General features: G+C 37.4%; 16 protein-coding genes and 2 tRNA genes. 4 read left to right on the forward strand and 14 right to left on the reverse strand.

The window, feature by feature from the left end; all coding sequences use genetic code 11:
- Positions 1-34 precede the first annotated feature (34 nt).
- Positions 35-1,087: an NAD(P)/FAD-dependent oxidoreductase gene (locus tag ACJJVU_RS03335; RefSeq protein WP_339846697.1), complete on the forward strand. Its 1,053-nt coding sequence runs from the start codon at positions 35-37 to the stop codon at positions 1,085-1,087.
- A 51-nt stretch (positions 1,088-1,138) separates the two neighbouring features.
- Positions 1,139-1,468, forward strand: a complete 330-nt coding sequence (locus ACJJVU_RS03340; RefSeq protein ID WP_298329566.1) for a 2Fe-2S iron-sulfur cluster-binding protein — start codon at positions 1,139-1,141, stop codon at positions 1,466-1,468.
- A 43-nt stretch (positions 1,469-1,511) separates the two neighbouring features.
- On the opposite strand, the gene ACJJVU_RS03345 is transcribed toward ACJJVU_RS03340, so the two are convergent.
- Positions 1,512-2,408: a serine/threonine protein phosphatase gene (locus ACJJVU_RS03345; protein WP_405222287.1), complete on the reverse strand. Its 897-nt coding sequence runs from the start codon at positions 2,406-2,408 to the stop codon at positions 1,512-1,514.
- Positions 2,409-2,502: 94 nt separating this feature from the next.
- Positions 2,503-2,577 (reverse strand) — tRNA-Pro (locus ACJJVU_RS03350).
- Between the two features lie 137 nt (positions 2,578-2,714).
- On the opposite strand from ACJJVU_RS03350, the gene ACJJVU_RS03355 reads away from it, so the two are divergent.
- Together ACJJVU_RS03355 and ACJJVU_RS03360 are read left to right on the forward strand one after the other, a co-directional pair.
- Positions 2,715-3,161, forward strand: a complete 447-nt coding sequence (locus ACJJVU_RS03355) for a hypothetical protein (protein ID WP_298329561.1) — start codon at positions 2,715-2,717, stop codon at positions 3,159-3,161.
- 74 nt (positions 3,162-3,235) lie between these two features.
- Positions 3,236-3,310 (forward strand) — tRNA-Pro (locus ACJJVU_RS03360).
- A gap of 162 nt (positions 3,311-3,472) precedes the next feature.
- Here the strand turns inward: ACJJVU_RS03360 and ACJJVU_RS03365 are convergent.
- From ACJJVU_RS03365 to ACJJVU_RS03420, 12 genes are all read right to left on the reverse strand, one after another.
- Positions 3,473-4,414 carry a DUF3078 domain-containing protein gene (locus ACJJVU_RS03365; RefSeq protein WP_405222289.1) on the reverse strand — a complete coding sequence of 314 codons (942 nt, stop codon included), beginning with the start codon at positions 4,412-4,414 and terminating at the stop codon, positions 3,473-3,475.
- A 154-nt stretch (positions 4,415-4,568) separates the two neighbouring features.
- Positions 4,569-5,525, reverse strand: a complete 957-nt coding sequence (locus ACJJVU_RS03370; RefSeq protein ID WP_405222292.1) for a DUF3078 domain-containing protein — start codon at positions 5,523-5,525, stop codon at positions 4,569-4,571.
- Between the two features lie 65 nt (positions 5,526-5,590).
- A complete protein-coding gene (locus ACJJVU_RS03375) occupies positions 5,591-6,100 on the reverse strand; it encodes a DUF2480 family protein (RefSeq protein WP_405222295.1) in 510 nt (169 codons plus the stop codon).
- Positions 6,101-6,166: 66 nt separating this feature from the next.
- Complete coding sequence (locus ACJJVU_RS03380) at positions 6,167-6,484, reverse strand: DUF59 domain-containing protein (RefSeq protein WP_013750977.1); 318 nt, start codon at positions 6,482-6,484, stop codon at positions 6,167-6,169.
- A gap of 87 nt (positions 6,485-6,571) precedes the next feature.
- Complete coding sequence (locus tag ACJJVU_RS03385; RefSeq protein WP_013750978.1) at positions 6,572-6,997, reverse strand: SufE family protein; 426 nt, start codon at positions 6,995-6,997, stop codon at positions 6,572-6,574.
- 2 nt (positions 6,998-6,999) lie between these two features.
- A complete protein-coding gene (locus ACJJVU_RS03390) occupies positions 7,000-7,428 on the reverse strand; it encodes an META domain-containing protein (protein ID WP_298329549.1) in 429 nt (142 codons plus the stop codon).
- Positions 7,429-7,471: 43 nt separating this feature from the next.
- The gene (locus tag ACJJVU_RS03395) at positions 7,472-7,948 is read right to left on the reverse strand and encodes a GNAT family N-acetyltransferase (RefSeq protein ID WP_405222298.1); all 477 of its coding nucleotides are present in this window, start codon (positions 7,946-7,948) and stop codon (positions 7,472-7,474) included.
- 107 nt (positions 7,949-8,055) lie between these two features.
- Positions 8,056-9,270 (reverse strand): aminotransferase class V-fold PLP-dependent enzyme, encoded by a 1,215-nt coding sequence (locus ACJJVU_RS03400; protein WP_405222301.1) that lies wholly within the window; start codon positions 9,268-9,270, stop codon positions 8,056-8,058.
- Positions 9,271-9,394: 124 nt separating this feature from the next.
- A complete protein-coding gene (sufD, locus tag ACJJVU_RS03405; protein WP_339846715.1) occupies positions 9,395-10,708 on the reverse strand; it encodes a Fe-S cluster assembly protein SufD in 1,314 nt (437 codons plus the stop codon).
- 81 nt (positions 10,709-10,789) lie between these two features.
- The gene (gene sufC / locus ACJJVU_RS03410) at positions 10,790-11,542 is read right to left on the reverse strand and encodes a Fe-S cluster assembly ATPase SufC (protein ID WP_013750983.1); all 753 of its coding nucleotides are present in this window, start codon (positions 11,540-11,542) and stop codon (positions 10,790-10,792) included.
- A 23-nt stretch (positions 11,543-11,565) separates the two neighbouring features.
- Positions 11,566-11,985 (reverse strand): hypothetical protein, encoded by a 420-nt coding sequence (locus ACJJVU_RS03415; RefSeq protein WP_405222303.1) that lies wholly within the window; start codon positions 11,983-11,985, stop codon positions 11,566-11,568.
- Between the two features lie 3 nt (positions 11,986-11,988).
- Positions 11,989-12,876, reverse strand: coding sequence for an N-acyl homoserine lactonase family protein (locus ACJJVU_RS03420; RefSeq protein WP_405222305.1), 888 nt, complete (start codon positions 12,874-12,876; stop codon positions 11,989-11,991).
- Positions 12,877-12,909 lie beyond the last annotated feature (33 nt).

Genomic DNA, 12,909 nt, shown 5'->3' on the forward strand with positions numbered 1-12,909 from the left:
TTTTGCTTTCGCGAAAGCGTATTAATAAGAATCAATGATTAAAACAGATATACTCATTATAGGTGCTGGTCCTACAGGGCTTTTTACCGTTTTTGAAGCAGGATTATTAAAGTTAAAATGTCATCTTATTGACGCACTTCCTCAACCAGGAGGGCAGTGTTCTGAAATTTATCCTAAGAAACCTATTTATGATATCCCTGCATTTCCAGAAGTGCTTGCAGGAGATCTTGTAGATAATTTAATGAAACAAATAGAGCCTTTCCAACCAGGTTTTACACTAGGTGAGCGTGCTCAAACTATAGATAAACAGGAGGATGGGAGCTTTATAGTAACCACAAATAAAGGAACAAAACACCACGCGCCAGTTGTAGCAATTGCAGGAGGTTTAGGGAGTTTTGAGCCTCGTAAACCGCCTATTCCTAATATTGCGAGTTACGAAGATATAGGGGTAGAGTATATTATACGAGATCCTGAGTTGTACCGTGACAAGAAAGTGATAATTGCTGGTGGCGGAGATAGTGCTTTAGACTGGAGTATTTTTCTAGCAGATGTTGCTAGCGAGGTTACACTAGTGCACCGTCGTAATGAATTCCGTGGTGCTCTTGATAGTGTGGAGAAAGTCCAAGAACTTAAAAACCAGGGGCGCATTAAATTAATCACCCCAGCAGAGGTGGTTGATGTACTAGGGGATACGCATGTAAACGGAGTGACTATCAAACAAGGTGAAGATACTTTTAATGAGCCTTGTGATCACTTTATACCGCTTTTTGGACTTGCACCAAAACTTGGTCCTATAGGAGACTGGGGGCTAGAGATTGAGAAAAATGCCATTAAAGTGGATAACAGTTTAGACTACCAAACGAACATTCCAGGTATTTATGCAATAGGAGATGTAAATACATATCCAGGTAAATTGAAGTTAATACTTTGTGGTTTTCACGAAGCAACGTTAATGTGTCAGAGTGCTTACCAGCGTATCTTTCCAGATAAACGTTATGTGATGAAATATACAACCGTAGGTGGAGTAACAGGTTTTGACGGAACAAAGAAAGAAGCTCCTAAAGCTGTAGTTAAAGCTATAGACTAACCATACGACCATTCATTTATTACAAGGGTACTAACGCATAAATCGCTATCCATGACAGATATTAAAATTACAATCACAGATCGCGATGGCGTTGCTCACGAGATTGATGCCCCTACAGATATGAATATGAACTTAATGGAGGTTGTGCGCTCTTATGAGCTCGCTCCAGAAGGTACCATAGGTATTTGTGGAGGTATGGCGATGTGTGCTTCTTGCCAGTGTTATGTTGAGAGTGATCACGTGTTGCCGGAGATGAGTGATGATGAGGAAGCAATGCTTGCAGAAGCCTTTCATGTAGAGGATAATAGCCGTTTAGGTTGCCAGCTTCATATACATCCAGATATGGATGGATTACGAGTAACACTTGCGCCAGAGGAGTAGAACTAAATTATTTTATTAAAAACTATATTGAGGGATTATAAAACTAGCTAGTTTTATAATCCCTTATTTTTTGAGGTCCTTCCAGTAGCACGCGATTTACATGCAGGTGGCCTTCTTCTGTGGTAGTAATATGCCATTTTATAAGAGAGATAGCGCCATTTTCTATTTCTAAGCCTGTGATACTACGTGGGTGAACACAACTACCATCATTAAAAAAAGCAATATCTCCCGGTTCTGGAAATCGAGGTCTATGTGTATGCCCTACTATGGTGAGTAGATTATTATTTTCTGTGATCCACTTTTTAATACGTCGCTCTACTTTTATGAGCTCTTTGTAATTTTTTGCAGGACTCGTAGGGTCAGAGATGCCAAATATTTGAAGTGGTTTCCATAAGATTCTCACGAGAAATCTATTAAAGCGCCATCCATGATAATTGAGCCAGTCGGCTTGATGACCATGGCATAAAAAGAGTTCTTGAGCGCTTTCCTGATGTTTTAAGATCAATGCCTCGTGATACTCTAGATTTTTAAATAAAACCTCTTCTCTGCCATCTTTAGGATCAAAATAAGTGCTCAAATGTTTTTGAACATAGTTCTTATCGCGATAAACCATATCGTGATTTCCCCAGATGAGGTGAAGTCGTTTTTCAAAGTGAAACTTCTGCAGTAATGTATAGACATTTTTATGTGCACGCAAGATGCTTTCAAAGGAGCTATTTTCCCATAGCTCATCACCATCCCCTAGCTCGTAGTATGTAAATCCTTCTTTATAGTAATGTTTTAAGGCGTGGTAATAGATATTCTCATTTCTAGCAAAATCATCGGCAAAGCTTTTGTCTCCACGGTGACAATCGGAAAAGAAAACTAGTTTATCGGCATCAGAAAATGGTATTTCCTTTGCTGCTTTGTAAGCTCTGTCTAAACGCTGTCTTGTATTCACAGGTTAAATATCTTAAAAAAGACTGAGATTAATAGGGTTGAGAGGAGTACGCTTTCGCGAAAGCGTAAAATAAACACCACGTATCTACTTTAAGTCGGGTAGAGAGGATTCGAACCTCCGATCTCTGGTCTCCCAGACCAGCACTTTAACCGGACTAAGCTACTACCCGTTTTTATGCGCGTAAATATAATAAAGCGTAATCATTAGGGAAATAGCATGGTTCAAAAAAACGTTCAACGCATATCTTATTAATTTTTTCGTACCTTAAAGTGTTGAAAAATAAATTATTAACTAAACTCAAATATTATGAAAACACTAATGATGCTTTGCTTTTATGTGATGGGTGCTACACTTTTAACAAGTGATGGATTGAATACGGATGAACCTGCGATGATCTTAGAAGGCGTGTGGGAATTAGAAAACCAGCAGATGTATGAAAATGGGATGCTCTCAGAAATGTTGCCCAATGAGAATGGCTATAGGCAGGTGAAGATGTATAGTAAGGGAAAGGTGATGTGGACGCGTAACGATCCTTCAGATAGTAATGAGTGGTTTGGGTATGGGACCTATAAGGTGACAGATGGTTTTCTAGTAGAGCGGTTAGAATACGCTTCTGGTCCTATGATGAATATAGTAGATACGACTCAGATTTTTAGATTTGAGCTAGTGATGGGAGCAAATAGCTACCAGCAAATACAGCTAGATGAAGATGGAAATAGGGCCGAAGGCGAGAGTTATATAAGAATAGAGTAAAATTTAAAATTATTGATCAATAAAGTTTGTGATTATATAATAGATTTTATTATATTTGCACCCCGTTAAATACTCGGGGTATAGCGTAGCCCGGTTATCGCGCCTCGTTTGGGACGAGGAGGTCGCAAGTTCGAATCTTGCTACCCCGACAAAAACCAGCCTTTTTAGGCTGGTTTTTTCATTTTAAAAGGTTTTGGGTATTCATAATCTTTTATATTATGAAGTTGCTACAACGCAAAAAATGCGAGCCTGTGAGGGCTCGCATTTTTATTATGTATCACTAGCCTTAAAGCTAGTAGTATTGCAATTACTTAGAATGCATACGTAAGTCCTAAAAGGTAGTAAGATTGTATCTTGTTATCTACAGCGCTATCACCTACTTCAAAAGTAGTAGCAGCTGGATCTACAGCAAGTAAATTGTTATTAGCAAAGTTTACTGCCTCTTGTCTGTTTCCTCTTAAACCAAATTCAAAACCAACACCAATTTGGTTCCATAGTTTGTAGCTGAAAGAGTTAATCCATGTAAAGTTTGATAAGTCGCTAGACTCATAGCTTTGGAAAGCAGATAAGTTAGACTTGAATGCAATTTTACCAATCTGACGCGTATAATCTGCAACAATTTTTGCTCCTAAAGAAGATTCAAAAACAGAATCACCACTACTAAATACAAAATTATAGTTAAGTGGGTGTACCACAACAATAAGATTAGGAATAGGAGTCCATGTAGCACCAACACCTAGATCTAAGTAACCTGGATCGTTAAAGTTATTTAATATCGTAGTTCTGTACTCACCTAATGCAGATACAGCGATCTTGTCAGTTAGTTTGTAACCATATAAAGAAGAAACATTAAAAACATCTGTAGCTTCTTGAAAGCCTTCTTCTTCCTCACCTTCTTCATCAAATTTTACCCATCCTAAGTTTACGCTAAGGCTATTTCTCCAGAAGTATTTTTCTTCTAGTTTGTTTGCAAAAGCATTACCAGTAATACCTATGTTACCTGAAGATACGTTAGGTGCACCTTGAGAATACCAATCATTAAACTTCGAGAAATTTCCTCCTATAGTTCCAAATGCTCCGTATTTCCATCCTGGAAGGGCATCGATTTGTGCTTGTAATCCGTTTACTTCTCCTTGAAGTTTTGCAATTTCTGCTTTCTTAGGAGCTTGTTGCGCCTTTAATTCTTCTTCTGTTTGTGCTTGCGCGCTGATTGTGAGGAGTATAGCTGCTCCTAAAACAATAAGTCTTTTCATAATAATTATTAGTTAAGATTTGTAGCGCAAAGATATAATTAAATAAAAACTGCGCTGTTTAATCCCATGTAAATTAATGGTATTATCTCTTTATCGATTAAATGTGACATTAATCGTTAGCTAGTAAACATAGTTTTGTAAAGTGGTGTGCTATCTAAGATTTCCACTCAAGAAAAGCGTACTTAAGTCCTACTCCAAGTACTTCTCGCACTTGTAAACCGCTCACTGCATTTTCATCATAAATGAGTTGGAGTGCAAGATTAGTTGTAACATACTTATTTACTTGCATGGCGATATTTAGCGTGTAATCTAAGTCGACATTTTTCACCTTCTCCAGATAATCTGCATACAGGTTTAAGGTGTTTTCAAAAACCACATTTTCAAAAAGCTCTTCTTTGTAATACACGCTTAATGATGATCCTAATTCAAAACGGGTATTCTCATTTGCAGCTACACCAAAGAATGGTTCGTAGGCAGCTAAGGCTACAGGGTCTGTCTCGTCTACTCTTGTAAATTTAGAATGTACAAAAATGAGTCTAGACGTAGCGGGTGCTAGGTTTATTGTAAAGTCATTGCTTTTTTTCCAAAGTATACCAGGTCCTGCCTGAATATAGGCTGGAGAAAAGGCGTCTGTTATTTCTCTTCTATCTTGTACAGTGGTGATAATCTCTCCATCATCATCAAGAATATTGCGGTCAAAAAATTCATAACCAGGCGCCATTTGCGTTCTAAAGTTAAAAACTCCGGAGTAGTACCAGTTAGATTTATTGATTCTACTACCTACAAGGCTGTTTAACTCCAGTCTGTCTGTTGTTTTACGTACAAATTTTTGATCTTTTGTGGCAGCAAGACCAAGTATAGATGTGAGTCTAGTATCCCACGTAAGTTTATTGCGTTTATAGTTGAGATCCCAGCTTATATTAAAGTTACCAGCGATGTTAGAAGTACCTCCACCTTGCCATTCCTTATTAAAGGCACTTTGGCTAAAAAGTAATTCTGCAAGTCCTTTGCTTTTCCATCCATCAGGAAGAGAATCTTTTTTCTTGGTCTTCGTCTGGGCGACTAGAATGCTACTTGTGGCTAGTAGCAGTAAAAAAAGATATGTTCTCATAGGGACTTACTTATAAATTAAGAAAGTAAATATACACAGGGAGTGTATGGATGTCAAGACAATTTTTAAGCGCGCTTCTTAAAGAGGGGAACGGTAGAGCAAGCTTCTCCAAACATAATACTGCGTGCCACAGGCTGAAGTTTTTCTATGAGCAGTAAGTATGCGTTAGGAGGTACTGGTTTATTAGAGCACCCCTTTATAATCAATGGAACACCTTGATAAGGTGTCGTATCAAGATTTGCAATAGCTGTGGTGTAAAGAATAGTTTCTAGAAGTTCTAGAGATCCTACGATGGTCTTTTGTGCAATATCTTGTAAATGGGTAGAAACAAGCATATAAGCCCATGCTGGAACAATAGCATCTGTGCTGCAATGTAGCGCTACAAATGAGCCCGAATATTGCTGCCAATCGTGATTTTTTATGCTTTCGCGAAACTGAGTTTCACGTAAAATAAAACCTTGGTCTAACCATTCAGAAATGTCTAGTGTTTCTCTATTTCCTTTGGGATATAAATCTTCCAAATCAAAAGTGATGAGTTTACTCCCTGCGACTCTATTTATGATTTCTTCTGCCATAATAATGTAATTAAAAAGTATTGTGATGCGTTTTAATCTATAAGTTTAAAACGCATCACAATACTTTTACAACATTCCTAATTCTAGTTTTGCTTCTTCACTCATAAGGTCTTGTGTCCATGGTGGGTCAAACGTGATTTCCACTTCACAATCTTTTACTTCTTTGAGAGATTTTACTTTCTCTTCCACCTCAAGTGGTAGTGTTTCGGCTACTGGGCAGTTAGGTGTAGTAAGCGTCATAAGGATTTTAGTATCCATGTCTTCATTTACAAAAACATCATAAATCAATCCTAACTCATAAATATCTACAGGAATTTCTGGATCGTAAATGGTTTTCAGTACTCTTACAATCTTATCTCCTAACTCTTCTGTGTTTACTTCCATATGTATTGTTGTACTGCAATGCAGTCTCTTTTATTTAATTAATAATGGTGAATTGCATCACATTTTCGCGCAAGCGTAATTTGTAATCTAATTCAGTTGTGTTTGATAAGCTACAGCATATAGCTTTATCTGCTTGATCATGCTCACAAGTCCATTTGCACGGGTAGGAGAGAGGTGATCTTTAAGTCCTATCTCGTCTATAAACGAAGTGTCTGCATCTATAATTGCTTGTGGCGGTTGTCCAGAAAAAGCACGTATAAGTATCGCTATGATTCCCTTTGTTATAATTGCATCACTATCTGCAGTAAAGGCAATCTCACCGTCTGTCATATCTGCGTGTACCCATACTTTGCTCTGACAACCTTTTATAATATAATCATCAGTTTTAAACTGATTATCAATCATGGGAAGTGATTTTCCTAGGTCTATCATATACTCATAACGTTGCATCCAGTCTTCAAACATGCTGAACTCATCAACGATTTCATCTTGTATTTCTTTTATACTTGCCATAATTATATTGCTGTTGATGTTGCTTTAAAAAGTACCTGATCTTTATTGTATAAAGTAAGTGTTCCGTTTTTAAGAGTGTACCTATTTACCTTGATGAGATTTTTAAATACTTTTTTCTCTAAGTCCATAGCCTCTGCAGGACATGCTTTCTTAGTAGATAACGGATCTGTAATATCTAATTTATCCTTAGTAAGCGTAAACGCAGCGTTATAGGAATTGCATCCAGAAAAACCAGTTATTCTTCTTTTTTGACTTTCTATATTAAAGGTGATTCCTTGTTTTGTAATAGGTGTCTCTTCTATACTCGTAAGTGTGTAGTATCCAGAAAATCTAGGCGCTTTTACATCAGGTTCACTTTCCTTTTTTTCGGTAGCACAGCTACTTAAAAAGAGGCCTATTGTTAAAGCGATTATGTAATATGTGTGTTTCATAGTAAAAGAGTATTTGCAAAGATAGTGCCCAGAAGATTAACTGTCATTCTGTCGAGTCTAGCATTTTATGCATAAACCACATAGGACGATGCTCGTCATGTAATAATGGGAAATCTAGTCTTTGTTTTTCTGTCTTTTGAAATCCTAGTTTCTTGTAAAATTGTTGTGCTTGTGCGTGTTTATCCATCGCATCAAGCCAGATGAGGCTGTGTTTTTGCGCTATTGCAACTTCTTGTGCATAATCCATCAAGGCGTTACCTACGCCTTTACCTTGAACAGAAGGGTCTAGATAAATACGATGTATCTTAAAACCTTTCTCAGAAGCTAGTGGAGGATACTGACAATTTTTAATAAGCTTTAAAATCCCTACTGTCTCATCGTTATAATGCACAAAGTAATACATGCTATTTGCATCACTAAGCTCCTGTTCTAAGTTTTCCTTACTATAAATCTGACTGAGATACCATGAGCAATCATCTTTCCAAAAATGCGCATATGCAGAAGGATACACCCTTTTCATCAAATTGTATAATCGCTCTTGATCAACTAGGTTGACGGGCGATAATGTGATATGTGAATTTACCTGTATCAATATAACAATGTCTGAAAAGGATGTTCTGCTAGATATTACGAGAGCATGGTGACCGCTCGTTTTAATCCAGCTACAAAGGTGTCTATCTCTTCTTTAGTGTTATAAAAAGAAAAAGAAGCGCGTACCGTTCCTGGTATTTTATAATACTCCATAATAGGCTGTGCACAGTGATGACCGGTGCGTACTGCAATGCCTAGTTTATCAAGTATAGTCCCTATATCATAGGGATGTATATTGCCTACATTAAAAGAAATAACGGCAGTTTTATGTGCAGAAGTACCATAAATCTTTAGGCCTTCTATTTCTAGTAATTTCTCTGTTCCATATTGCAATAGCTCATCTTCGTAGCTTGCAATATTGTCAAAACCTATAGCATTCATATAGTCAAGACCTGCGCCCGTTGCAATCCCTCCACAAATGTTAGGCGTTCCTGCTTCAAATTTGTGAGGTAAACCAGCATAGGTTGTTTTTTCAAAACTTACTTGATCTATCATCTCGCCTCCACCTTGATAAGGAGGTAATTTAGTAAGCCATTCTTCTTTTCCGTATAGAATACCCACTCCAGTAGGACCGCAAATTTTATGAGCAGAACATACGTAGAAGTCGGCGTCTAGTGCTTGTACATCTGGTTTGATGTGTGGCGTAGCTTGTGCGCCGTCTATAAGAACTGCAGCGCCTACTTTGTGAGCTTCTTTGATAATATGCTCTATAGGGTTTATAGTTCCTAAGGCGTTAGATACATGGTTTACAAAGACTAGCTTTAAGTTAGGAGATAACGCTTTCGCGAAAGCGTCCATATCTAGTTCACCACTTTCTGTCTGAGGTGTCACTTTGAGGATGGCTCCAGTTTTCTCACAAAGCATTTGCCACGGTACAATATTACTGTGATGCTCTAGAGCCGAAACTAAAATTTCTTCACCTTCTTTTAGTATGGAAGCAAAACCATGTGCCACAAGATTAATAGCATGTGTCGTTCCTGCAGTGAGAATGATCTCGTAAGGCTTTGCTGCGTTAAAATGCTTTTGAATTTTAATACGCGCCTCCTCATAAGCATCTGTAGCTTCCTGAGAAAGTGAGTGTACGCCGCGATGGATATTTGCATTATAGTTTGAGTAGTAGTCTACAATAGCATCTATCACCACTTGTGGAGTTTGTGAAGTGGCGGCATTATCAAAATAAATAAGCGGATTTCCATTTACTTCTCTTTTGAGAATAGGGAAATCTTCGCGTATTTTCTTAATGTCTAGCATAGCATTTTTCTTTGTTACAAAGATACAAACTGGACTACTTTTAGACTACTCCAGTACGTATTGTGTTTAAAATGAAAAAGCCGTTACTAGAGAGTAACGGCTTTTAATATATGGTACTAATTTCCTACTGCTCGAAGCCGATGTTTACACCGATTTTCTTAGCAATAAGTTTTGTGATTCTTTCCTTTAACTGAGGAATTTTTACACTTGATAATACTGTGTTTGCAAAGGCATACATCAATAATGCGCGTCCTTCTTTTTCTCCAATACCACGAGATTGTAAATAGAAAAGAGCACTTTCATCTAGTTGTCCTATAGTACAACCGTGAGAACAACGTACATCATCTGCAAAAATCTCTAATTGAGGCTTTGAGTTGATAGTTGCAGTGTCATCTAATAAAATATTATTATTAGATTGGTATGCATTTGTTTTTTGAGCTTCTTTCTCAACAACTACTTTTCCATTAAATACTCCTACAGATTTATCTGCAAAAATACCTTTGTAATCCTGGTGGCTCTCGCAGTTAGGAGTAATGTGGTGTACTAGTGTGTTGTGATCTACATGCTGTTTTCCTTCTATAATCGTAATACCTTTAAGGATAGAGTCCATGTACTCTCCTTTTTGATAAAAGTTAAGGTTGTTACGAGTGATGTTTCCACCTAGAGAAAAAGTATGCACAGAAACAATACTTTCTTTGTGCTGCTCTATCTCAGTAGTATCTACAAGGGAAGCACTTAGGTTGTCGTTCTGAATCTTATAGTAATCTACAAGCGCTCTTTTATCTGCAAAGATCTCTGTAACAACGTTAGTAAGTACTTTCTTTTCTGTAAGACTCTGGTGGCGCTCTATAATTTGTACTTCAGAATTTTCTTCGGCAACAATAAGGTTACGTGGCTGTAGCATCATTGCATCATTTGCTCCTGTAGCAAAGTGTACAATCTGGATAGGCTTTTGTGCTACTTTTCCTTTTGGGATGTAGATGTAAGCGCCATCTTTTGCAAATGCAGTGTTAAGAGAATCCATAGATTCTCCTTTTGCAATCTTATTAAAGTAAACGTCTATAACTTGTTTGTACTTTGGCTTTGATAGTGCTGCACCCATGGTGCATACATCAATACCATCATGCGTAGTTTCTGAAAGAAATGAGCTATACACCCCATCTACAAAAACGATTTTATAAGTATCTACATCATTAAGAAAATACTGCTTTACATCTTTAAAGTCTAGTGCAGCTTCTTTACTAGGGAAGATGTTATAATCCTCCTTAAGAATGCTGTTAAGAGATGTGTATTTCCAGTTTTCTAATTTCTTTGTAGGAAACCCTTCTGCTTCAAAAGTCTTGATGGCCTCGTTACGAATGTCGTATATAGGAGAATCTGCATCAATACTTTCTTGAAGTACGATATGGTTACTTACTAATTTATCTTTTAAACTCATCTTTTCTAAGTTATGAATTTAGACAGTTAAGTATAAGGGATATTTTTATTGGGAATATCTCTTATGAGTTGTCTAAACGTATTACGCTCCCACTTCTTCTTTTAACCAGTCGTATCCTTTTTCTTCAAGTTCAAGAGCAAGCTCTTTTCCTCCGGAACGTACAATTTTTCCATTCATAAGAACGTGTACAAAATCAGGAACGATGTATTCTAGAAGACGCTGGTAGTGAGTGATCACTAGTACTGCGTTATCTTTACTCTTTAATTTATTTACACCATTTGCAACAATGCGTAGTGCGTCAATGTCAAGACCAGAATCTGTCTCGTCTAGAATAGCGAGTTTAGGCTCTAGCATCGCCATTTGGAAAATCTCATTACGCTTTTTCTCTCCTCCAGAGAATCCTACGTTTAATGATCTAGAAAGAAACTTACGATCCATCTCAAGAAGTTCTGCCTTCTCTTTGATTTTTTTAAGCATCTCACTAGCTGGCATATTTTCTAGGCCTTTTGCTTTGCGAGTTTCATTTATCGCAGTCTTGATAAAGTTAGTTACAGAAACTCCAGGGATCTCTACAGGATATTGAAAAGATAAGAAAACACCTTCGTGAGCTCTTTCTTCTGGATCCATTTCTAGTATTGATTCTCCTTCAAGTTCGATGTCTCCACCGCTTACTTCATACTCTTCTTTTCCTGCAATAACAGAAGCGAGTGTACTTTTTCCAGAACCGTTTGGTCCCATGATAGCGTGCACTTCGCCAGCTTTTATCTCAAGATTAATACCTTTAAGGATATCTTTCTCTTCAATTCGTGCGTGTAAATCTTTAACTGATAACATAATTCTACGTTCTTATTGTGCGATTATTTACCGCTTTCTACTTTAATGGAACCACCCTCTGTCTTGAGTTTGTCTCCTGCTTCTAATTTAATTGAAGTGTCAGCCGTTGGTGCTTTAACTTCTACTATTTCTTTAATGGTTACTATAAAATCCCAGCCTTCTTCATTAGTAGGCTTAGGATTAATAATACCCTTTATAACAACTGGCGCCATATCATATTCATCACGTTGTAATGGTTTGACTATGGTTGCTAGTTCGTGCATTTTATCATCTAGAGCTACGCCATAAATAAAGGAATCACCCTTAATGATTGCAGCATCTACTAGATATATAAACTCACCTTCGATAACTTCATATGAGGTAGAAGACGAGTCTTCGGTAGATTTCTGATTACAGGATACAAGTGCAAGACTTGCTATCAATAAAAAGACAATCTTTTTCATACCTTAATTAAGTATCGCTGGCGTTTGTGCAAAGTTTCCTGCATCGTGCTGGATAATCACCTTTGCATTTTCCGCTTTCGCGAAAGTTTCAAAATCCTTTATACTTTGATCTGTTGCTGGAATATCATAATTAAACTGAGGTACAATCGCATCTTTTCGGTTTTGCTCAAAATGATAAACATCTCCAGATAGTAATGTAGGTCCGTTCTCTTTTAAACGTAAAAACAACACTTGGTGACCCGGTGTGTGCCCTGGCATAGATTTGATAACTACAGTGCCATCTCCAAAAACGTCTTTATCTCCATTCAGTTTCTCTACGTTTGTAAGCTTGTTAAAGCTATCTGGCGCATAAAATGAATTTCCTTTGATGTCTTCTCCGTTTGCAAAATCATATTCTGATTCTTGAACCAACCATGTAGCTTTTGCAAAATGATTCGCAGCACCTGTGTGATCAAAGTGAATGTGAGAAAACGCAATCATATCGATATCCTCAGGTGTCATCCCGATACCTTTAAGTTGGGTTGTTATAGAGTCCTTACGAGAGATTGTAAAAGCACCTCCTTCTGGAGTATATGGTTCTTGACCTACTAGCATTTCTGGTAAACCTGTATCCCATAATAGAGTTCCTTTAGGATGCTTGATTATAAAAAATGCATCTGCAAGCTCCTTTGATTCTCCTTTGTACGTGTCGCCTTGTGCAAATAAGTTTAAGTTATTTGCCATTACAGTACCACCGTCTAGTTTATATAAAGTTACCTCAGGAAGTTCTGCAGCGGCAGCTGTTTCCTTTTGGTCTTCTGCTTTTTGCTTTCCGTCTTCATAACCTTTCTTGAATTCTTCACAAGAAATTGTAGTGATGGCAAGAGCAGCAATTAATAGTATGTTTTTCATTATTTTAATAATCTTCATTTAGTTATTAATTGT

Origin of the sequence: Dokdonia sp. Asnod1-B02 (genome assembly GCF_045063955.1) — a bacterium.
Taxonomy (GTDB): Bacteria; Bacteroidota; Bacteroidia; order Flavobacteriales; family Flavobacteriaceae; genus Dokdonia.

Bases quoted from the DNA above. Each gene is read 5' to 3' on its own strand.
- ACJJVU_RS03335 (WP_339846697.1), top strand. From the start codon at position 35: ATGATTAAAACAGATATACTCATTATAGGTGCTGGTCCTACAGGGCTT.
- ACJJVU_RS03340 (WP_298329566.1), top strand. From the start codon at position 1,139: ATGACAGATATTAAAATTACAATCACAGATCGCGATGGCGTTGCTCAC.
- ACJJVU_RS03355 (WP_298329561.1), top strand. From the start codon at position 2,715: ATGAAAACACTAATGATGCTTTGCTTTTATGTGATGGGTGCTACACTT.
- ACJJVU_RS03365 (WP_405222289.1), bottom strand. From the start codon at position 4,414: ATGAAAAGACTTATTGTTTTAGGAGCAGCTATACTCCTCACAATCAGC.
- ACJJVU_RS03370 (WP_405222292.1), bottom strand. From the start codon at position 5,525: ATGAGAACATATCTTTTTTTACTGCTACTAGCCACAAGTAGCATTCTA.
- ACJJVU_RS03375 (WP_405222295.1), bottom strand. From the start codon at position 6,100: ATGGCAGAAGAAATCATAAATAGAGTCGCAGGGAGTAAACTCATCACT.
- ACJJVU_RS03380 (WP_013750977.1), bottom strand. From the start codon at position 6,484: ATGGAAGTAAACACAGAAGAGTTAGGAGATAAGATTGTAAGAGTACTG.
- ACJJVU_RS03385 (WP_013750978.1), bottom strand. From the start codon at position 6,997: ATGGCAAGTATAAAAGAAATACAAGATGAAATCGTTGATGAGTTCAGC.
- ACJJVU_RS03390 (WP_298329549.1), bottom strand. From the start codon at position 7,428: ATGAAACACACATATTACATAATCGCTTTAACAATAGGCCTCTTTTTA.
- ACJJVU_RS03395 (WP_405222298.1), bottom strand. From the start codon at position 7,948: ATGAAAAGGGTGTATCCTTCTGCATATGCGCATTTTTGGAAAGATGAT.
- ACJJVU_RS03400 (WP_405222301.1), bottom strand. From the start codon at position 9,270: ATGCTAGACATTAAGAAAATACGCGAAGATTTCCCTATTCTCAAAAGA.
- sufD (WP_339846715.1), bottom strand. From the start codon at position 10,708: ATGAGTTTAAAAGATAAATTAGTAAGTAACCATATCGTACTTCAAGAA.
- sufC (WP_013750983.1), bottom strand. From the start codon at position 11,542: ATGTTATCAGTTAAAGATTTACACGCACGAATTGAAGAGAAAGATATC.
- ACJJVU_RS03415 (WP_405222303.1), bottom strand. From the start codon at position 11,985: ATGAAAAAGATTGTCTTTTTATTGATAGCAAGTCTTGCACTTGTATCC.
- ACJJVU_RS03420 (WP_405222305.1), bottom strand. From the start codon at position 12,876: ATGAAAAACATACTATTAATTGCTGCTCTTGCCATCACTACAATTTCT.